Here is a 20,828-nt window from a genome sequence, read left to right on the forward strand (position 1 = left end):
AGAGGAAACGCGCTAGCGCCGTCACGCTAAAGGACCGCGTCCTTACGCACACCGTTGGATGCGAAAAAGCGTTTCAGGCGCACGAGCGCCTCTTGTTGAATTTGTCTCACGCGTTCACGCGTGAGACCCATTTCGTCGGCCAACTCTTCCAGCGTGGCCGGCTCGATGTGATTCAGGCCGAAGCGTCGCTCGATGACATGCCGGTGTTTGTCGGACAAACGCGACAGCCATGCCCGCGTCAAGGTTTCGAGTTCGCGGTGCTGCACTTCGGCGTCGGGCGATTGGCTTTGATCGTCCGATAGCAGATCCAACAGGCTGCTGGCCGGATCCAAATCGAGTGGGGCGTCGAGCGAGGCCGTATGTTCGTTGAGCGCCAGAATATCGGTTACTTCATCGGTGGTTTTGCCGGTGAGGTATGCGATATCGTCGATACTGGCGTCGCGCCGCTCCACCGGCTCGCCCGAATTCATCGAATTCTTTTCTAAATGGCGCTTTGCACGCAGCACCTGATTGAGTTCGCGAATGACATGGACGGGCAATCGCACGGTGCGCGCCTGGTTCATGATCGCCCGCTCGATGCTTTGGCGAATCCACCAAGTCGCATAGGTCGAGAAGCGAAAACCGCGCGTGGGGTCGAATTTCTCGATCGCGTGCATGAGGCCGAGGTTGCCCTCTTCGATCAGATCGAGCAGCGGCACGCCGCGATTGAGGTAACCCTTGGCAATGCTGACGACGAGCCTCAGGTTGCGCTCGATCATCACTTGGCGGGCCTCGAATTCGCCCGCCTTGGCCAACCTCGAATAGCGCTGCTCTTCCTCGACCGTCAGTAACGGCTTCACGCTGATGCGGTTCAAATAATGCTGAATCGTATCGGCGGTCAACTCCGCCTGCAGGAGCGCCCGAAAATCGTCGGGATCGGGGGCCGGCTCCGCCGCTTCCTCGCGCCCTTCGCTCTCCTCGCCTTCCCCGGAAGCCGCCTCGGGCTCGAAATCGGTTTCGGCTTCCGCGGATTCCTCGTCGGGCTCGTGCGTCGAAGCGCCGGCGTCAGGCACCCGGTCCTGTGTGACGAGCGTGTCCGTTTCGGCTTGCTGCTTGCGGCGCTTCGATGTCGGCATGGTCGTATCGCTTTATTGCGGCGGCAAGTATGTCATCGGGTCGACAGGCTTGCCCTGCCGGCGGATCTCAAAATGCAGCATCACGCGGTCGGAATCGCTATTGCCCATCTCGGCGATCTTCTGCCCCTTCGTCACCGCGTCCCCCTCTTTTACCATCAAAGCGCGGTTGTGTGCATAGGCGGTGAGATACGTCGCGTTGTGTTTGATGATAATGAGATTGCCGTAACCGCGCAGCCCATTTCCGGCGTAGACGACGCGCCCGTCCGCAGCCGCCTTCACCGCCTCGCCCGGCGTGCCGCCGATGTTCAGCCCTTTGTTGCGGTTGTCGTCGAAGGTGTTGAGAACATTCCCGTGCGGCGAGACGGGCCAAGAGAACGTTATGCTGCCGTCGCTCGCGGCCGCAGGAGAGGGCGTGCTCGCCGCCGGCTGCGGTGGAATGGTGGTGGCGGTCGAGCCGGGGCCTGCGCCGTAGATGGGCGGCGCCGACGCGTTCGCCGTGGCCGTGCCCGAGGTGGCCGGAGCGCCTGCCGCCGGCGGCGCGAGCGGCGCGCCTGAAACGGCGCCGCCATTCGTTACGGGCGCCGTGGCCACGCCCGGCGTCATCGCGGCGGTGTTTGCACCGGGGGGTGCGACGCGCAGCAGTTGGTCGACCTCGATTTGGTTCGGATTCGCCAGATTGTTCCACGCCGCGATATCGCGGTAGTTCTGCCCGTTTTCGAGCGCGATCCGATAGAGCGTGTCGCCAGGCTTGACGCGGTAATACCCGGGCGGCGGCGGGCCGAGCGGCACCGCCGGCTGCGACGCGCCGAGGGCGGCTGCGGCGCCCGTGGCCAGCGGGCTCGAGCGGTCGACCACGGGCGCCTGATCGAGCCGCGTCGCACATGCGGCGAGCGTCGTGAGGGCAAGCGCACAGACGACGCGCTGAGCGGCGGTCGATCGCGCCTGTTCGTTGTTTGTTTGCATCGCGCGCAACGTAAACATCGGTGTCAAATCACTCCGGATTTCAAGGGGACAAAGAAAACACGATCGAGACGAGACTCGCGCCACTGGTTGGCGGCCACCCGCTCAACAAGCGTGAGCACCTGAGCCTGCCCGCTCTGCGAACCGACCGGCGCAACGAGCCGGCCACCCACGGCCAACTGATCGAGCAGCGCCTGAGGCACATCGAGCCCCGCCGCCGCGATCACGATCGCGTCGAACGGCGCAACGCTGGGCAATCCGACCCGGCCGTCACCGTAATGCAACCGGATATTGGGCACCCGCAGCGGCCTCAAGTTGAGCTTGGCCCGCTCGTAAAGCGGCTTGATCCGTTCGATCGAATAGACGTCGCGCGCAATACGGGCGAGCACGGCCGCCTGATACCCGCAGCCGGTGCCGATTTCAAGGACGCGCTCGAGCGGACGGCCAACCGCGGCGAGTTCCAGCATGCGTGCGACGACCGAGGGCTTCGAGATGGTCTGGTGATGCCCGATCGGTAGCGCGGCATCCTCATAGGCCTGTGCCGCCAGCCCTGGATCCACGAACATATGGCGCGGCACGGCCGCCATCGCATCGAGAACCCTCGCATCGGCAATGCCGTTGCCCCGCAGGCGTTCGACCATTCGCTCGCGCACGCGTTCCGAGGTCAGCGCCAGCGCGCTCGTGAGCGGGACGTTGGGTGCGCCCATTTTGTCGGCGCCATGCGACGCGTGCGCGTCACTTCGACGCGACGCCAGCTCGCGCCCGACAAGCGGTTCGCGCGTGCGTTCCGTGGCCGTGCGCGGCTTGCGCTCGAGATCGGCCAGCCCGAGCGGAAAGCGCTTGGCGCGTTCGCCCGTCATGAATCGCGACGCCCGGCCCGCGCCCACTCGCGCGTGGCGGCCATCATTTGCGTATGAGTGAGATCGAGCTGCAGCGGCGTAATCGAGACGCGGCCGTTCGCAAGCGCATGAAAATCGGTGCCCTCTGTCGCATCGAGCGCCTCGCCCGACGGGCCGATCCAGTAGATCGGCTCGCCGCGCGGGTTCGTTTGGCGAATCACGGGCTGCGACGGATGCCGCTTGCCGAGCCGCGTGACCTCCCACTCGCCCAATTCGTCGTAAGGCCTGTTCGGGATATTGACGTTCAAGAGCGGGTGCGCGGGGAGCGGGTGCTCCAAAAAGTGGCGAACGATATCGGCCGCGACATGCGCCGCATCGTCTAGATGCACCCAGTCCTTCTCGACGAGGGAAAACGCGATGGACGGCACGCCGAACATGACGCCCTCCGTGGCCGCCGCGACCGTGCCCGAGTAAAGCGTATCTTCACCGACATTCTGGCCGTTGTTGATGCCCGACACGACGAGATCCGGCTTGTGATCGAGCATGCCCGTCAACGCAATGTGGACCGAATCGGTGGGGGTGCCGTTGACGTAATAGAAGCCGTTGCCCGAGCGCCAAACGGACAACGGGCGCGCGAGCGTCAGCGAGTTCGACGCGCCGCTGCAGTTCTGCTCCGGCGCCATGACCGTGACCTCGCCGAGCGGCTTGAGCGCATGATAAAGCGCCGCCAGCCCGGGCGCGAGATAACCGTCGTCGTTGCTCAATAGGATTCGCATGCGGCGATTGTAACCGAGGAGCGTGAGCACCTCTACGCTTGCGCGCGCGGTCGGCGCCACGATTCGTTCCTCTCGAAAAGGCACGGTCGTTCGAGTTGATCTACACTGCGTCGACACGCCTTTTCCCGCCAAGGACCATCAGATGCGCGCCATTCGTTGCAACCGCCACGGACCGCCTGAGACGCTTGAACTCGAGACGCTGCCGGACCTACAGCCGGGTCCCGGCGAAGTCGTCGTCGCTGTCGAAGCGGCAAGCGTGAACTTCCCCGATGTCCTCGTCATCGAGAACAAGTATCAGTTCAAGCCGCCGCTGCCGTTCACGCCCGGCTCCGAGGTGGCCGGGCGGGTGCGGGCCGTGGGCGAAGGCGTGCAGGGCCTGCACGTGGGCATGCCCGTGGCGGCCTTTACGCGTGTCGGCGGCTTCGCCGAGCAGGCGATCGCCGCGGCCGACGCATGCATGCCGCTGCCCGAGGGAGCCGACTTCGCCACTGCGGCGGCGTTCACGCTGGCCTACGGCACCTCGCACCACGCCCTCGTCGATCGTGCCGCCCTGAGCGCCGGCGAAACGCTGCTCGTGCTCGGCGCTGCCGGTGGCGTCGGGTTGGCCGCCGTAGAAATCGGCAAGGCGATCGGTGCGCGCGTGATCGCGGCCGCATCCAGCGATGAGAAGCTCCGGCTCGCACGCGAGCACGGCGCCGACGCGACGATCTGCTACGGCCGAGAAGATCTGCGCGAGCGCATCGGAGCCCTGACCGACGGCCGCGGGCCGGATGTGATTTACGATCCGGTCGGCGGCGCGCTCGCCGAGCCGGCGTTTCGCAGCATCGGCTGGCGCGGCCGATACCTCGTCGTCGGCTTCGCTAGCGGCGAAATTCCGAAGCTGCCACTGAACCTCGCGCTGCTCAAAGGCGCAAGCATCGTCGGCGTCTTTTGGGGAGAGTTCGCCAAGCGCGAACCGCAACACAACGCGCAGGCGTTCGCCGAGCTCTTACGCTGGCTGGGCAATGGCAAGTTGCGGCCGCACATCAGCGCGCGCTATCGGCTCGAGGAAACGCCGCGGGCGTTGGCGGATATGGCGCAGCGGCGCGTGACGGGCAAAATCGTCATCACGCCGCAGGCCGATGCGCCGGGGCCGACCTGAACGAACCCATCCGGCCAGGCGCCGCATTCCGACTTCAGACGACCTTGAGCTCACGCAAGCGCTGGATCGACGCGGTGTCGTAACCGAGCGAGCCGAGCACTTCATCGGTATGCTCCCCCAACGCCGGCCCGAGCCAGCGGGTGCCGCCGGGCGTCTCCGATAGCTTGGGCGTCACGTTCGGCAACGCGACATCGAGCCCGTCCTGCCACTTGAAGTGCTCGATCATCTTGCGCGCGGCGAATTGCGGATCGGCGAACATATCGGCCGCGCTATAAATACGTCCCACCGGCACATCGGCGGCGTTGAGCACCGCCAGGGCTTCGTCGATGGTGCGATCGGCTAGCCACGCCCCGATTGCATCGTCGATCTCACGCGTGCGCGGCACGCGCCCGTCGTTGTGCGCCAGCGCCGGATCCTCCGCCAAGTCGGGGCGCTCGATCGCCAGCATCAAACGCTTGAAGATCGGGTCGCTGTTGCCGCCGATCACCAAGCTGCCGTCCTTGCACGGATACGTATTGGACGGCACGATGCCGGGCAAGGAAGCGCCGGTGCGCTCGCGCACGGCGCCATAGACGCCGTACTCCGGCACGATGCTCTCCATCATGTTGAAGACGGCCTCGTAGAGCGCAACGTCGACGATCTGCCCTTTTCCGCCGTTCGCTTGCCGATGGTGAAGCGCCATGAGCGCGCCGATCACCGCATGCAGCGCCGCGATCGAATCGCCTATCGAGATGCCGATGCGCGGCGGCGGCAAATCGGGATAGCCGGTGATATGGCGCAGGCCGCCCATCGCCTCGGCGATCGAGCCGAAGCCGGGCCGGTCGCGATAGGGCCCGGTTTGCCCGTACCCCGACAATCGCACCATGACGAGACCGGGGTTGCCGGCGCTCAGCGCGTCATAGCCGAGGCCGAGCTTTTCGAGCAAGCCCGGGCGAAAGTTTTCGACGACGATGTCGGCTTCGCGCGCGAGTCTTAGCAAGATCTCCTTGCCCTGCGGCGCTTTGAGGTTCAGCGTCACCGATTTCTTGTTGCGGGCCTGCACCGCCCACCAAAGCGAGGTTCCGCCCGCCTCCGGATACAGCATGCGCCACTTGCGCAGCGGATCGCCGCCATTCGGATCCTCGATCTTGATGACTTCGGCGCCAAATTCGCCGAGCAAGCGCGAAGCAAACGGACCCGCGATCAGCGTGCCGAGTTCGAGCACCTTGACGCCCGCGAGCGGGCCTGTCGATGCGCTCATGTCGATCTTCTCCTCAATCCAAGAACGTGGGACGACGGCTGGCAACGCCGCTGTGCCTAGCCGGGTGGCGCGACCGGTTGCCGCGGTGAGCTACAGCGAGCGCCGATCCAGCACGGCGCGGGCAATGGTGCCCGCATCGACGTATTCGAGCTCGCCGCCCACCGGAACGCCGCGTGCGAGGCGCGTCACGGTCAGCGCCCGCGCTTTGAGCGTTTGCGCGAGGTAGTGAGCCGTGGCCTCCCCTTCGTTCGTAAAGTTGGTGGCGAGCACGACTTCCTTGACGATGCCGTCCGAGGCTCGCTTGACCAAACGGTCGAAGTGGATCTCCTTCGGGCCGATCCCATCGAGCGGGCTCAAGCGCCCCATCAGCACGAAATAGAGGCCCCGGTAGGTCAACGTCTGCTCGAGCATGATCTGATCGGCGGGCGTCTCGACAACGCACAGTAGCGTCGCATCGCGCGACTCGTCGCTGCAGACGTCGCATACGCGCGCCTCGGTGAACGTGTTGCACTTTTCGCAATGACGCAAATGCTCGGTTGCGAACAACAGCGAACGGCCGAGGCGCTCGGCCCCTTCCCGATCGTGTTGCATCAGGTGATAGGCCATGCGCTGCGCGGACTTCGGTCCGACGCCGGGCAGTGCGCGCAGCGCTTCGACGAGCGCAACGAGAGCGGAAGGCTGTTTCATATCAGTCGTCAGTACGCGCCGCACCAAGAAGGCGCCCTCGCACGCCGCAGGTCGGCAAAGGCCTTCCTCCAAGCGCTTGCGGGCGCCGGCCGCGCCCAAGCGTCAGAACGGCAGTTTGAACCCGGGCGGGAGCGGCAGACCGGAGGTCATGCCGCTCATTTTTTCTTGCGCCGTCGCTTCGGCCTTGCGCACGGCGTCGTTGAACGCGGCCGCGACGAGATCTTCGAGCATGTCCTTGTCGTCGGCGAGCAAGCTCGGGTCGATCGACACACGGCGCACATCGTTCTTACAGGTCATAGTCACTTTCACGAGGCCGGCGCCGGACTGGCCCTCGACCTCGATCTGCGCCAACTGTTCCTGCATCTTCTTCATGTTTTCCTGCATCTGTTGGGCCTGCTTCATGAGCCCGGCGAGTTGGCCTTTCATCATGGTTATGCTCCTTCGATCGTGGTGTCGTTACCTGCGGCCCTCGCGTCGACGCGACGCCGCCAATGAGTGGTTGGGAAGAGGTGTCTCTGGTTGGCCGCGGTGCGGGCGGCACTCAGTGCGCGCCGGCGCCCGCCTCGGCGTCGGGTGCGATCGGCCTGACCGAGCCCGGCACGATGCTCGCGCCGAAGTCGCGAATCAGCGACTGAACGAAGGGATCGGCGCCGATTTCGCGCTCCGCCTCACGTTGCCGCTCGGCGCGCGCAGCGGCGTCCAGCACGGCCGCCGTGCGGCGCGCGGGGCCGACCGTGACGCGCACTTCGAGGGGCTTGCCGAGTTTCTCGGCAAGCGCCGTCTTCAGCTTCGCCACTTGCGCGGCGTCGGCGTACTGCGGCACGGGAACGCTCAGCGAGAGCGTGTCGCCGGCCAGTTCCGTCAATTCGCTATTGAACGCCAATTGGTGCGCCACGCCCGTCAACCCGAGACTGCGCGCCAAGACCGGCCAGTCACCCACGAAGCCGATGGCATCGAGCGCCAGCGGCGGCGGCAGTTGGCTCAAATCGACCGCTGGCGTCGTCGGCGCCGCGGGTGCGCCGAAGTGCGCGTCCAGCCGAACGTCGTCGGGACCGGCGCCGAATGCGGGGGGGAAGCCGTCGTCGGGCATCCCAGAGAAATAGTCGTCCTCCGATGAGGGCGGCGGATAGTCGCCGATCGCGGGCATGTCGTCCCATGGCGCCGGGGTCGCCGAAGCCGACCCTGGCGGCTGCGGCTGCGGCTGTGCTTCGACTCGGCGCGGACGCGGCGTAGGCACAACGACGGGCGCTCGCGGCGCAGCGCTTTTGGCTGGCGCAACCGCGGCCGGCTTGGCAGCCGTTTTGCCGCGGTCGGTCGACACGCGCAGGCCCGCATTGCGCAAAACGTCTAACGCGGCGCTCGCGCCGCCACGCGTGCGTGTTGGGTCGTCGAGCGGCGGCGTAACGGCCGCGAGCGAAGGCTCCACGGGTGTCGCCGCCTCGCGCGCATCCCGTGTGCGCAGCGGTTCGATGCGGGTTGTCTCGGCCTGATTCCCCTCGCGCGAACCTTCTACGCTTTGCGGTTCGATGCCGGTCGCGTGGACCTGCGATGCCTCGTGCGGATCTTGTGCGCTTGGCGGCTCGAAGTCGGTTGCCTGGACCTGCGTTGCCTCGCGCGGACCTCGAGCGCTTGGCAGTTCGATCTCGGTTGCCTCGATCTCGGTTGCCTCGGCCTGCGCTGCCTCGCGCCGACGTTGCGCAGCTGACGGGAGTTCCATGCCCGGCGCCGCATCGAGCGTACCGCGATCGTCGGCGCCGCTCGGCGTGACGGTGCGCCCGCCGCGCAATGCATCGCCGGCAGCCGGCGCGGCGGCCACGGCTTGAGCCGCCCCGGCCGGATTCGCCTGCGCGGTCACGGCGGCCCGGCGGCCGGGCCCGGGAGGCGATGCGCCCCCGCTCTTCGACAAGGGCCCTGCTCCCGATCCGGGCGGCAACGCCGGCTCGAAAGCAAGCATGCGCAGCAGCGTCATCGTAAAGCCCGCATACTCGTCCGGCGCCAGCCCAAGCTCGGCGCGGCCGAGCGTCGCAATCTGATAGAACAACTGAACCTGTTCCGGAGCGAGCGCCTGCGCGAAACGCCGCAGGTCGGCCGCATCGGGCCATTCGTCGAGGACCGACGCTGGCGCGAACTGCGCCCAGGCCACGCGATGCAGCAAACTCGCCAGATCTTGCAGCGCGGCGGAAAACGACAAGCTGCGCAACGCCATTTCGTCAGCCACCGACAACACGAGCGCACCGTCGCCGGCAACGATCGCATCGAGCAATCGAATCAGATAGCTCTGGTCGAGCGCGCCCAGCATGCCGCGCACTGCTTCCTCGGTGACCTGGTTGGCCGAATAGGCGATCGCCTGGTCGGTCAAGGAAAGCGCGTCGCGCATGCTGCCTTCGGCCGCCCGCGCGAGCAAACGCAGCGCTTGCGGCTCGAACGCAACGTGCTCGGCGGCGAGAATCTTTTCCAGATGATCTACGATGTGTCCGGCCGGCATCTGCTTCAAATTGAATTGAAGACAGCGCGAGAGCACCGTAACCGGGATCTTTTGCGGATCGGTGGTTGCGAGAATGAACTTGATGTGCGGCGGCGGCTCTTCCAGCGTCTTGAGCATCGCGTTGAACGCGTGGTTCGTCAGCATGTGCACTTCGTCGATCATATAGACCTTGAAGCGCGCATCGACCGGTGCATACACTGCGCGTTCGAGCAGCGCGGCCATTTCGTCCACGCCGCGATTGCTCGCCGCATCCATTTCGACGTAATCGACGAACCGCCCTTCATCGATCTCGCGGCAGGCGCGACAGACGCCGCACGGCGTAGCCGTGATACCCGTCTCGCAATTGAGCGCCTTCGCGAAAATACGCGAAAGCGTCGTTTTACCGACGCCGCGCGTGCCGGTGAACAAATAGGCGTGGTGCAGGCGCGCGCCGTCGAGCGCGTGCGTGAGCGCGCGCACGACGTGTTCCTGTCCGACGAGCGAGGCGAAATCCCTCGGCCGCCACTTGCGTGCGAGAACTTGATAGGTCATCGCGAAATTGTATCAGCAACGCCGCGGCGTCAACGCAACCCGGTGCGTGGCGTGAAGCATGCGAAGCCTCGAGCAAAAACCCGAAGGCCGCGAAACCGCGCACGCGAACAGACGGCCTCTCGATGAACCGACGCATCATGCAGAGAACGGAGAAACGGCAGGTACCGCACGGCAAAGCAGCGGTGAGAGAAACGCGGTGGAAACGTGGGAAAGGAGGTGCAGCGAAGATGTAGAGCGAGGTAAAGCGAAAGGTGACGAGCCCGACCCTCGGCACTGGTGGAAAACGGCTGTGGCTGCTTCGTTCCCGACCTGACCAGGTTGACCGCCCCTCCATGCGAGGAGGCCCGTCACGAAGCATTCTATCACCGAGTGCCCCCGCGCGCGACTGCCGCGCGCGGATTTCTTTCCAACATTCGGCGTGCAGCCGGCTCGCGGTCAGCCCATAGTCGTCGGCCCGCAAGCGTGCGCGATGGCGCTCGCACGGGCGCTATCGCTTTGCACGAGGCATAGCGATTTGGGCTAATATGACAAACAGACGACCCGCAAGCGAGCCCAGCGCATCGACCGGCTCGCGCGCTTTCCTGCGAAACGAGCGCCGTATGCGCTGCCGGGCAAAGTTCGACAGCTCGCGCGCGCTCGGAACGATTTCCCGTTTTGGTGTATCGTGGCGAGCACTTTCAGACGCGGGCCTCGAACCCGAAGAGGTACTTTTACATGAGCGAACAAATCAAGCACATCAGCGACGCATCGTTCGAACAGGACGTCGTGAAATCCGACAAGCCCGTGCTTCTCGATTTTTGGGCCGAATGGTGCGGCCCGTGCAAAATGATTGCCCCGATCCTCGACGAAGTCGCCAAGGACTACGGCGACCGCCTCCAGATCGCGAAGATCAACGTGGACGAGCACCAATCGACGCCGGCCAAATTCGGCGTGCGCGGCATCCCCACGCTGATCCTCTTCAAGAACGGCGCGGTGGCGGCCCAGAAGGTCGGCGCATTGTCGAAGTCGCAATTGACGGCATTTCTCGACTCTCACCTGTGATCGGCGCGGGCCGGACCTGTTGCAACTGGACAACAAGCCCGGCCCGCGGCAGAGCGTCCGTCTGGACGGCTGCCAGCGTGTGCTATGCTACAACCATAAGACTTCAAGACGTATAAGTCTCTGAGCGGTTCCGCTCAACTCTCCTCCCATATTTCTTTTCGTCGCATCTTCTCCCCCGCGGGATCTCCGTATGCATTTATCCGAGCTTAAGTCTCTGCACGTGTCTCAATTGATCGAGATGGCGAATGGCCTCGAGATCGAAAGCGCGAACCGCTTGCGCAAGCAAGAACTGATGTTCGCCATCCTGAAAAAGCGCGCCAAGACGGGCGAGACTATTTTCGGCGACGGCACGCTCGAAGTGCTGCCCGATGGCTTCGGCTTTCTGCGTTCGCCGGAAATGTCCTACCTCGCAAGTACGGACGACATCTACATCAGCCCGTCGCAAATCCGGCGCTTCAATTTGCACACCGGCGACACGATCGAAGGCGAAGTGCGCACGCCGAAGGACGGCGAACGCTATTTCGCGCTGGTGAAGGTCGATAAGGTCAATGGCCAGCCGCCCGAGGCCTCGAAACATAAGATCATGTTCGAGAACCTCACGCCGTTGCACCCGAACAAGCCGCTTCTGCTCGAGCGCGAAATGCGCGGCGAAGAAAACGTCACGGGTCGCATCATCGACATGATCGCCCCCATCGGCAAGGGTCAGCGCGGCCTGCTCGTGGCGTCGCCGAAGTCCGGCAAAACGGTCATGCTTCAGCACATCGCGCATGCGATCAAGCAGAACCATCCCGACGTCGTCCTATTCGTGCTGCTCATCGACGAGCGCCCCGAGGAAGTGACGGAAATGCAGCGCTCGGTGGCCGGCGAAGTCATCGCCTCGACTTTCGACGAACCCGCCACACGCCACGTTCAGGTGGCCGAAATGGTCATCGAGAAGGCCAAGCGTCTCGTCGAAATGAAACACGACGTCGTCATTCTGCTCGATTCGATCACGCGTCTGGCGCGCGCCTACAACACCGTCATCCCCGCATCGGGCAAAGTGCTTACCGGCGGTGTCGACGCCAACGCGCTGCAACGTCCGAAGCGCTTCTTCGGCGCGGCGCGCAACATCGAGGAAGGCGGTTCGCTGACCATCATCGGCACGGCGCTCATCGAAACGGGCAGCCGCATGGACGACGTCATCTACGAAGAGTTCAAGGGCACGGGCAACATGGAAGTGCACCTCGAGCGGCGCCTCGCTGAAAAACGCGTGTACCCGTCGATCAACTTGAACAAATCGGGCACGCGCCGCGAAGAACTCTTGATCAAGCCCGAGATTCTTCAAAAGGTCTGGGTGCTGCGCAAATTCATCCACGACATGGATGAAGTCGAAGCGATGGAGTTCTTGCTCGACAAAGTTCGCCAAACGAAGAGCAATTCCGAGTTCTTCGATTTGATGCGCCGCGGCGGATAACGGCAACCGCGCCGCCCGCCATTACGGTGAGGGCGGCGCCCATCGGCCCTTGCCTATCTCTCGATGCTCGCCAAGCTTACGCACTGGCTCGATAGGCGCCGTCGCGAGCGCGCGCTGCGCGAGCACGCCATCGACGACGCGCTATGGCAAGCCACGCTGAAGGGTTTGCCTTTTCTCGATTACCTGAGTCCCGCTGATTGCGCGCGGCTGCGTGAAACGACAAGCCTATTCATTGCGCAGAAAGAATTCTCGACGGCCCACGGTCTCGAGCTGACCGACGAAATCGTCGTCGGCATCGCCGCCCAGGCGTGCCTGCCCGTGTTGAACCTGAGCCTCGATCTCTATCGAGGCTGGGTGGGCGTGATCGTCTATCCCGGCGAGTTCGTGATTCGCAAAACCGTGGAAGATGAAGATGGCGTCGTCCACGAGGTCGAGCACGACGCAAGCGGGGAGGCATGGGAAGGCGGGCCTGTCGTCCTTTCGTGGGAAGACGCGCAACTGACGGACGGACGCGACGCCTACAACGTCGTCATTCATGAGTTCGCCCACAAGATCGACATGCTGAGCGGCGCGACGGACGGCCATCCTCCGCTCTTTCGGCGCTGGCATGCTCCGCTGGATGCGCAACGCTGGGCGGACGTGTTCGATCATGCTTACGACCGCTTCTGCGCAGACGTCGACGCCGTCCCGCGCCGCCGCTGGGCGCGCTTCGAGCGCGAATCGCTGATCGATCCGTATGCGGCCGACCACCCTTCCGAGTTCTTCGCGGTTTGCAGCGAGGCGTTGTTCGTCCAACCCCACGCATTCGAAACACAATACCCGGAGCTTTACCGCTTGCTCGCGCGGTATTACCGCCAAGATCCCGCGGGCACGGGCGTTCTGGCCGGCGCGTGAACCGCGAGGCCGCTCGGGGCCGCTCGTCTCAGTGTTTCGCTCATCCGCCCGCCGGGGCAGGCGGCGACCGTGCGCGCGCCCAACGCCGTGCCCGAGCGGCCCCGCCGTGCAGTCTGGCGGCTGCCGGCGCCGCGCGATGCGCGTGAAAATTCGTCAACCAACTGATTTTCTGGCATAATCGCCGTTTTTCGACCTTAGGCAAGTGGCTCGCGCCCTGGGCGTGCCGCACGTAAGCCCCTTCGTTGGGGCCACATGCCGGCGCCGCAGCGTGGGTTGGCTACCGCCCGACCAAAGGAAACACCATGAAAGAAGGCATTCACCCCAATTACCGCGAAGTCGTTTTCCATGATCTGTCGAACGGCTTCATGTTCGTGACGCGCTCCACGATTCAAACGCGTGAAACGGTCGAATACAACGGCAAGACGTATCCCCTCGCCAAGATCGAAGTCTCGTCGGAATCGCACCCGTTCTACACGGGTCAACAAAAGATCATGGACACGGCTGGCCGCGTCGAAAAGTTCAACAAGAAGTTCGGTGCCCGCGCAGCCGGCAAGGCCGCAAAGTAAGCACCCGCCAAAATACGCATCCGGCCTCAGGCCGGATACGACCTCAAGGGCAGCGATGGCTGCCCTTTTTCATTGCTGCAGCGATCGCGCACGCGCACCGCATGGCAGGCGGCGCGCGGCGCGACTACAATGCCGGATCGCGCGCCCCGAGGCGAGCGCCCGTCAGCATAACAACCGCCGTTCGAGATCCGCTCCGCCTGCATGAGACCTGTCGTCCGCCTCACCGCCTCCGCCACGCGCGCCCTTCCGCGCTGGCTGCTGCTCACGCTTTGCATCGTCTATGCAGCCTTTGGCTTGTTCGGACGGGATCCGTGGAAAAACGAGGACGCCGCCGGGTTCGGCGTCATGTGGACCATGGCACGCGGCAACACGCACGACTGGCTTCTACCGAATCTCGTCGGCAAGTTCATCACCGATGACGGCCCGCTCGGCTATTGGTTCGGCGCAGCCTGCATCCGCGCGCTCGCGCCGTGGATAGACGCTGCCGATGCCTCGCGGGTGGCAACTGGCGTGCTGTTTTGTGCAGCCTGCGCTTTCGTCTGGTACGCCGCCTATCTACTCGGCCGTCGCGCCGAGGTCCAACCGTTCAAGTACGCATTCGGCGGCGAGCCCGAGCCGCGCGACTACGGGCGCACGCTTGCCGACGGCGCGCTCTTGATTCTCGTCGCCTGCTTCGGGCTGGCCGAGCGCGGGCACGAAACTACGCCGCAACTATCGCAGTTCGTGGGCGCGGCCATGCTCGTCTACGGATTCGTGCGCGGTATCGACAAACCGCTGCAAGGGGCGCTCTGGTGGGCCTGCGCAATCGGCATATTGGCTTTGTCGGGCAACCCGCTGCTCGTGCTCGCGCTCGTTGCGAGCACCGTCGTCATGTTCTGCGTCGTGTCCGAAATGCGCTCGCCGTGGTTGCCGCTCGTGGGGCTGCCGCTCGCCGTGGCGCTTTCGCTTGCTTGGCCGCTCGCGATCTTGCACGCCTACCCGGACGATGCGCACTGGTTCCTCCAGCAATGGGTCAACGGCAGCATCAATCGCTTCACTGCGCCGTCGGGGCACGTCTGGTTGTACGCATTCAAGAACCTGCCGCTGTTCACCTGGCCCGCATGGCCGCTGGCGTTGTGGGCCTGGGTCAGTTGGGGCGGGGTACGCCGCAAGCCGCACGTCGCGATTCCCGTGTTCGTCGCCCTTCCCCTGCTCATCCTCGCGGTCTTGCAAAGTCACCAAACGAACCGGTTGTACATCCTGCTGCTGCCGCCGCTCGCGACGCTGGCCGCGTTCGCGTTGCCCACGCTCAAGCGCGGCGCGATCAATGCGTTCGATTGGTTCGCCGTCCTGAGCTTCTCCATTCTCAGCGTCTTCGTCTGGCTGGTCTGGCTCGCCGCGCAAACCGGCTTCCCGCACCCGCTTGCCCGCAATCTTTCGCGCCTAGTGCCCGGGTTCGAACCGCAGTTCAGCGTTCTATCGTTCCTGTGCGCCATCGTCGCGACCGTTTCATGGCTGGCGCTCGTTCGTTGGCGCATCGCACGACATCCGAAGGTGCTTTGGCGCAGCGTCATTCTGTCGAGCGCGGGCACCACGCTGATGTGGGTATTGCTGATGACCTTATGGCTGCCGATGGTCAACTACAGCCGGACCTATCGCGACGTGGCGTTGCAAATCGCCGAGCACCTGCCCGACGATTACATCTGTATTTCTCCTGTTCGGCTTGGCGATGCGCAGCTTGCTTCCTTTTCTTATTTTGCCGACATGCAGTTTTCGTTCAACGAGGACTGCGACGTCCTGCTGCGGCAAGACAGCGCCGATTTCAGCGCGCCCAGTCCCATGCTGAACTATGCATGGAAGCTCGTATGGGAAGGCCGGCGCGCCGCGGACCGCGACGAACGCTTCCGGCTATACGTGCGCGTCGATCGCCCCGCGCCGAAGATCGAACGGCATCGACGCCCCACTCGCAAACGCTGACACCAACGCCCGCGCGCCATGTTCGCTGATATGCGCAAAATCGCCGGCCTTGCCTGGCCGGTGCTGATCGGACAACTCGCCATCATCGCGTTCGGGGTGATGGACACGGTGATGGTCGGCCGATATTCAGCGGTCGACCTGGCCGCGCTCGGTCTCGGCTCGTCCGTGTACATCTCGGTGTTCGTCGGCTTGACCGGCGTCGTGCTCGCGCTCCAGCCGATTTGCGGACAACTCTACGGCGCGCGGCGCTACACGCAGATCGGCGAAGAAGTGCGTCAGGGCTTTTGGCTGGCAGCCGGCTTGGCGCTCCTCGGCTTTGTCGTCATGTTCTTTCCGGGGCCGTTGCTCGCGATCTCCCGCGTGCCGCCGGCGCTATACGCGCGCACCGAGAGCTATTTGCGCATCGCGGCGCTCGGCTTGCCCGCAAGCCTCGCCTTTCGCGTATATACCTCGCTCGCCAACGGCATCGGCAAACCGCGCCTTGTCATGATCCTGCAAGTGAGCGCGCTGCTCGTCAAAATCCCGCTCAATCTGTGGTTCATTTTCGGCGGGCTAGGCCTGCCCGCGCTCGGCGGCCCGGGCTGCGCCCTCGCCAGCACCGTCATCAATTGGACCTTCGCCGCGCTCGGCCTCACGCTGCTCGCCCGGCTCGATTTGTTCACGCCCTTCGAAATTTTCAAGCACTTTTGCTGGCCCGAGCGCCGCAAGCAAATCGCGCTGCTCAAGCTCGGTGTACCGATGGGCTTGTCGTATCTGATCGAGGTCACGTCCTATACGTTCATGGCCTTGTTCATTGCGCGCTTCGGCACCACGACATTGGCCGGGCACCAGATCACCGGCAATTTCGGGGCCGTCCTCTATATGACGCCGATGTCGATCGGCATCGCGACCTCGACGCTCGTCGCGCAAGCGCTCGGAGGCCAGCGCCACGAAGCCGCGCGCACCCTGGCGCTGCACGGTATCGTGATGGCTTGCGCGATCGGCCTCGGATATGCCCTGATCGCCTTCGCGCTGCGGCCGACGATCCTCGCCGGCTACACGACCAACGCCGCGGTGATTGCAGCCGCGATGCCGTTGTTGCCGATCATGCTCGTGTATCACATCTTCGATACGTTCCAGACGGTGACGGCCTTCGTCTTGCGCGCCTACAAGGTCGCCGTCGGTCCGACCGTCATCTATGCCGTCGCGCTTTGGGGCGTGGGACTTGGCGGCGGTTACTGGCTCGGTTTCGATGTGGGCGGCCTCGTGCCGCACTGGCTGACGGGGGCGCGCGGCTTTTGGGCCGCCAGCGCCGCGAGCCTAGCCGTGGCCGGCGCCGGCTTGTTCGCGCATTGGCGCATCGTTAGCGAACGCCAGGCGCGCGCGGCCCGAGGCGCGCACGTCGACGTCGTTTGACCGAAGCCACGCGAGACCCCGTGCTCAAGCCGGTTCGGCGCATGCGGGCGCTACTGCGTCGCACGCCGCGAACACCTCACGTGCGGCGGCTCGTAATATCGCAACGTATGCGTCGTGACGCCTAGCGCTTTGGCCATACGGCCAATGGTCAATGCTGCCCACATGACACCCTCACGTTGAGACTTGGAGCGCACTCGAAGTCATGCGCGTTCGTGCGGTTGGCAAACAAAAAAGGCCGAGCGTTTGACCGCTCGGCCCCATGAGGCTAATGCCGGGCCGCTCGCCCGGCCAACCGCGTCAATGCACGACGCGCTCGAAGACGAACTGGCCGCCTTCGACATCGACAGGGATCACGTCCTTCGGCCCGAAGCGCCCGGCGAGAATGAGCTTGGCGACCGGGTTCTCGATCTCCTGCTGGATCGCTCGCTTGAGCGGCCGTGCCCCGAACAGCGGGTCGTAGCCTACCTTCGCGATCTGCTCGAGCGCACCGTCGGAGACGACCAGTTCCATATCGAGCTTCGTCAGCCGGTCACGCAGATGCTGCAACTGAATCTTCGCAATCGATTCGATATTGCTGCGATCGAGCGCGTGGAACACGACGACTTCGTCGATCCGGTTCAGGAACTCGGGGCGGAAATGCTGCTTGACCTCGACCCAAACCGCCTCGCGCACCGCTTCTTGCGGCTCGCCCGACATCGACTGGATCATTTGCGAACCCAGGTTCGATGTCATGACGATCACCGTGTTCTTGAAGTCGACCGTGCGACCCTGCCCGTCGGTCATGCGTCCGTCGTCGAGCACCTGCAGCAGCACATTGAAGACGTCCGGGTGCGCCTTCTCCACTTCGTCGAGCAGGATCACGCTATAGGGCTTACGGCGCACGGCTTCGGTCAAGTAGCCGCCCTCCTCGTAGCCGATATAGCCGGGCGGCGCGCCGATCAGCCGTGCGACGCTGTGCTTTTCCATGAACTCGCTCATATCGATCCGAATCAGGTGTTCTTCGGAATCGAACAAGAACGCGGCCAGCGCTTTGCACAGCTCGGTCTTACCCACACCCGTCGGGCCGAGGAAGAGGAACGAGCCGTAGGGGCGGTTCGGATCGGCCAGCCCCGCGCGCGAGCGCCGGATGGCATCGGCCACGGCGCTGATCGCTTCGTCCTGTCCGACCACACGCTCGTGCAGCTTGTCTTCGATCTGCAACAGCTTCTCGCGCTCGCCCTGCATCATCCGCGAAACCGGGATGCCCGTGGCGCGCGAGACGACTTCCGCGATCTCTTCCGCGCCCACCTGCGTGCGCAACAGGCGACGATGCGTAGGGTCGTGCTGCTCCTTCGCCTCGGCCTGCGTCACCTGTTTCAGACGCGACTCGAGCTCGGGCAGCTTGCCGTATTGCAGTTCGGCCACCTTTTCGAGCTTGCCTTCGCGCTGCTGACGCGCAATTTCCGCACGCGTCTTCTCGATTTCCTCTTTCAGTTGAGCACTGCCCTGCACGGCCGCTTTCTCGGCCGTCCAAATCTCTTCGAGGTCGGAGTACTCGCGGTTCAGCCGCTCGATTTCCTCTTCGATCAATTGCAACCGCTTTTGCGACGCCTCGTCCTTTTCCTTCTTCACGGCTTCGCGCTCGATCTTCAATTGGATCAAGCGGCGGTCGAGCCGGTCCATTTCCTCCGGCTTGGAGTCGATTTCCATCTTGATCTTCGAGGCGGCCTCGTCGATCAAATCGATCGCCTTATCCGGCAGGAAACGATCGGTGATATAGCGATGCGACAGCTCGGCCGCGGCCACGATCGCCGGGTCCGTGATTTCGACGCCGTGATGCAGTTCGTATTTCTCCTGCAACCCGCGCAAGATCGCGATCGTCGCCTCCACCGACGGCTCATCGACCAGCACCTTCTGGAAGCGCCGCTCGAGCGCAGCGTCCTTTTCGATGTACTTGCGGTATTCGTCGAGGGTCGTCGCGCCGATGCAATGCAGCTCGCCGCGCGCCAGCGCCGGTTTGAGCATATTGCCTGCATCCATCGCGCCTTCGGCCTTGCCCGCGCCGACCATGGTGTGAATTTCGTCGATGAAGACGATCGTCTGGCCTTCGTCACGCGCGATGTCTTGCAGAACCGCCTTGAGCCGCTCTTCGAATTCGCCGCGATACTTGGCCCCCGCGAGCAAGCCCGCCATGTCGAGCGACAGGACGCGCTTGCTCTTGAGCGATTCGGGCACTTCCCCGTTGACGATACGCTGCGCGAGCCCTTCTACGATCGCCGTCTTGCCCACGCCCGGTTCGCCGATCAGCACGGGATTGTTTTTCGTGCGCCGCTGCAAGATTTGAATCGAGCGGCGGATCTCGTCGTCGCGGCCGATCACGGGATCGAGCTTGCCGGCGCGCGCGCGCTCGGTCAAATCGATCGTGTACTTCTTGAGCGCCTCGCGCTGGCTTTCGGCATCGGCGCTATGCACCTGAGCGCCGCCGCGCACGGCGGCGATCGCCGCTTCGAGCGACTTGCGCGTCAGGCCGTACTGGCGTGCGAGCCGTCCCGCTTCGCCTTTGTCGTCGGCGACCGCGAGCAGGAACATTTCGCTCGCGATATAGGTGTCGTTCAGCTGTTGGGCCTCTTTGTCGGCTTGGTTCAGCAAGCCGTTGAGCTCCCGGCTGATCTGCAGGTTGCCGTCGGTGCCCTGCACCTGCGGCAAGCGTGAAATCGCCTCGGTCAGCGCCGTTTGCAGCGCCTGCACGTGCACGCCCGCGCGCGAAAGCAGCGAGCGGGCCGAACCGTCCTGTTGCGCAACGAGCGCCGCGAGCACATGCAGCGGCTCGATGTACTGGTTACCCCGCCCGACGGCGAGGCTCTGGGCATCGGCGAGCGCTTCTTGGAATTTGGTGGTGAGCTTGTCGATTCTCATGAAGAGACCTCCAATTTTTAACTATCACCAAAATGAGGCGCTCTCGGCTCGTTTCAAGCGGATTTTTCGCGCGCCGGCGCACAAAATGCCGCACCCAGGGCGCCGCGCTCGCGCCGGCGGCGCATGCGCGATCGCCTCGGGCCTGCGCTAGCGGGCCGTGATCGGCACCACGGGCCGGGCTTTGCCGCTTGGAGAGACAGCGCTCAGGCCTAGCAGATCGGCCAGCGGCGCCGCTGGGCTCGCCAGCTCGCTCAGCGTATGCCGGTCGAGTTCCGCAAGGAATGCGCCGCGGGCGGATTCGAATACATGCTTGAGGCGGCACTGCGGCTCGATGACGCAGTTGCGCGGCTCGACACCCTCACGCGCAAAGCATCCGACGATCGCAAAATCGCCTTCCGTGGCACGTACGACCTGTCCGATCGTCAGCGCCAGCGAGCGCTCGTTCAGGCACAGGCCGCCATTGCGTCCGCGCACGGTGTCGATCCAACCGAGTTCGCCGAGCCGTTGCACGACCTTCATCAGGTGGTTTTTCGAAATCCCGTATGCGTCGGAGATGTCTTGAATCGTGGTCAGCCCCTCGTCGCGCACGGCCAGGTACAGCAGCACGCGCAGGGCATAGTCGGTGTAGTCGGTCAGTCTCATCGGCGGACAATAACTCGAACGTGGCGCGGCGCATCATTGGGCGACGGCTGCACACCGCCCGCAAGACCGCACCGCGCGAAGGGTTGTATGGAAGGCGGCTTGACCATAACATGCATCCGGCGCGCAGGTATGCCGCCTGCTGCGAGACCGAAGCGTATGCTTGTAATTTAGCCTGCTAGCCTGCTTTGCGCGCAGTTTTTGGCAGATCCTGT

At 64.3% G+C, this 20,828-nt stretch carries 18 protein-coding genes and 1 other RNA gene; 7 read left to right on the plus strand and 12 right to left on the minus strand.

Annotation, left to right across the window (positions count from 1 at the left end; genetic code table 11):
* Positions 1–26: 26 nt before the first annotated feature.
* Genes rpoS through surE form a run of 4 tightly spaced genes read right to left on the minus strand, consistent with a single transcriptional unit; the run spans position 27 to position 3,690 of the window.
* Positions 27–1,115: an RNA polymerase sigma factor RpoS gene (rpoS, locus tag QQS38_RS14370; protein WP_479646045.1), complete on the minus strand. Its 1,089-nt coding sequence runs from the start codon at positions 1,113–1,115 to the stop codon at positions 27–29.
* 12 nt (positions 1,116–1,127) lie between these two features.
* Positions 1,128–2,096 carry a peptidoglycan DD-metalloendopeptidase family protein gene (locus QQS38_RS14375; protein ID WP_479646046.1) on the minus strand — a complete coding sequence of 323 codons (969 nt, stop codon included), beginning with the start codon at positions 2,094–2,096 and terminating at the stop codon, positions 1,128–1,130.
* A gap of 5 nt (positions 2,097–2,101) precedes the next feature.
* Positions 2,102–2,935, minus strand: a complete 834-nt coding sequence (locus QQS38_RS14380) for a protein-L-isoaspartate(D-aspartate) O-methyltransferase (protein WP_479646047.1) — start codon at positions 2,933–2,935, stop codon at positions 2,102–2,104.
* Positions 2,932–3,690 (minus strand): 5'/3'-nucleotidase SurE, encoded by a 759-nt coding sequence (gene surE / locus QQS38_RS14385; RefSeq protein ID WP_479646048.1) that lies wholly within the window; start codon positions 3,688–3,690, stop codon positions 2,932–2,934. The genes QQS38_RS14380 and surE overlap by 4 nt, the downstream gene beginning before the upstream one ends.
* Before the next feature lie 142 nt (positions 3,691–3,832).
* Between surE and QQS38_RS14390 the strand changes: the two genes are divergently transcribed.
* A complete protein-coding gene (locus QQS38_RS14390; protein WP_479646049.1) occupies positions 3,833–4,831 on the plus strand; it encodes an NADPH:quinone oxidoreductase family protein in 999 nt (332 codons plus the stop codon).
* A 34-nt stretch (positions 4,832–4,865) separates the two neighbouring features.
* On the opposite strand, the gene QQS38_RS14395 is transcribed toward QQS38_RS14390, so the two are convergent.
* From QQS38_RS14395 to ffs, 5 genes are all read right to left on the minus strand, one after another.
* Entirely contained in the window at positions 4,866–6,071 is a 1,206-nt protein-coding gene (locus QQS38_RS14395) for a CaiB/BaiF CoA transferase family protein (RefSeq protein WP_479646050.1), read from the minus strand.
* Positions 6,072–6,161: 90 nt separating this feature from the next.
* Positions 6,162–6,758, minus strand: coding sequence for a recombination mediator RecR (recR, locus tag QQS38_RS14400; protein WP_479646051.1), 597 nt, complete (start codon positions 6,756–6,758; stop codon positions 6,162–6,164).
* A 102-nt stretch (positions 6,759–6,860) separates the two neighbouring features.
* Positions 6,861–7,187 (minus strand): YbaB/EbfC family nucleoid-associated protein, encoded by a 327-nt coding sequence (locus tag QQS38_RS14405; RefSeq protein WP_277426993.1) that lies wholly within the window; start codon positions 7,185–7,187, stop codon positions 6,861–6,863.
* Positions 7,188–7,299: 112 nt separating this feature from the next.
* Positions 7,300–9,774: a DNA polymerase III subunit gamma/tau gene (locus QQS38_RS14410; protein ID WP_479646052.1), complete on the minus strand. Its 2,475-nt coding sequence runs from the start codon at positions 9,772–9,774 to the stop codon at positions 7,300–7,302.
* Positions 9,775–10,024: 250 nt separating this feature from the next.
* Positions 10,025–10,123, minus strand: an RNA gene (ffs, locus tag QQS38_RS14415) — signal recognition particle sRNA small type.
* A gap of 365 nt (positions 10,124–10,488) precedes the next feature.
* Here ffs and trxA point away from each other — a divergent pair.
* From trxA to QQS38_RS14445, 6 genes are all read left to right on the plus strand, one after another.
* Entirely contained in the window at positions 10,489–10,815 is a 327-nt protein-coding gene (trxA, locus tag QQS38_RS14420) for a thioredoxin TrxA (RefSeq protein ID WP_102647006.1), read from the plus strand.
* Positions 10,816–11,005: 190 nt separating this feature from the next.
* Positions 11,006–12,268, plus strand: a complete 1,263-nt coding sequence (gene rho / locus QQS38_RS14425) for a transcription termination factor Rho (protein WP_479646053.1) — start codon at positions 11,006–11,008, stop codon at positions 12,266–12,268.
* Between the two features lie 63 nt (positions 12,269–12,331).
* Positions 12,332–13,162 carry a M90 family metallopeptidase gene (locus tag QQS38_RS14430; protein WP_479646054.1) on the plus strand — a complete coding sequence of 277 codons (831 nt, stop codon included), beginning with the start codon at positions 12,332–12,334 and terminating at the stop codon, positions 13,160–13,162.
* Positions 13,163–13,464: 302 nt separating this feature from the next.
* On the plus strand, positions 13,465–13,728 hold the full coding sequence (locus QQS38_RS14435; protein ID WP_115537167.1) for a type B 50S ribosomal protein L31: 264 nt from the start codon (positions 13,465–13,467) through the stop codon (positions 13,726–13,728).
* 201 nt (positions 13,729–13,929) lie between these two features.
* Positions 13,930–15,684, plus strand: coding sequence for an ArnT family glycosyltransferase (locus tag QQS38_RS14440; RefSeq protein WP_479646055.1), 1,755 nt, complete (start codon positions 13,930–13,932; stop codon positions 15,682–15,684).
* An 18-nt stretch (positions 15,685–15,702) separates the two neighbouring features.
* Entirely contained in the window at positions 15,703–17,079 is a 1,377-nt protein-coding gene (locus QQS38_RS14445; RefSeq protein ID WP_479646056.1) for an MATE family efflux transporter, read from the plus strand.
* 50 nt (positions 17,080–17,129) lie between these two features.
* Here QQS38_RS14445 and QQS38_RS14450 read toward each other — a convergent pair whose 3' ends face one another.
* The 3 genes from QQS38_RS14450 to QQS38_RS14460 all read right to left on the minus strand — a co-directional run bounded on the left by QQS38_RS14450 (position 17,130) and on the right by QQS38_RS14460 (position 20,616).
* Positions 17,130–17,243 carry a MerR family DNA-binding transcriptional regulator gene (locus tag QQS38_RS14450; protein WP_479646057.1) on the minus strand — a complete coding sequence of 38 codons (114 nt, stop codon included), beginning with the start codon at positions 17,241–17,243 and terminating at the stop codon, positions 17,130–17,132.
* 133 nt (positions 17,244–17,376) lie between these two features.
* Positions 17,377–19,974, minus strand: a complete 2,598-nt coding sequence (clpB, locus tag QQS38_RS14455) for an ATP-dependent chaperone ClpB (protein ID WP_479646058.1) — start codon at positions 19,972–19,974, stop codon at positions 17,377–17,379.
* Between the two features lie 147 nt (positions 19,975–20,121).
* Positions 20,122–20,616, minus strand: a complete 495-nt coding sequence (locus QQS38_RS14460) for an Rrf2 family transcriptional regulator (protein WP_479646059.1) — start codon at positions 20,614–20,616, stop codon at positions 20,122–20,124.
* Positions 20,617–20,828: the final 212 nt, after the last annotated feature.

It is taken from the genome of Trinickia sp. Z7 (genome assembly GCF_056498045.1).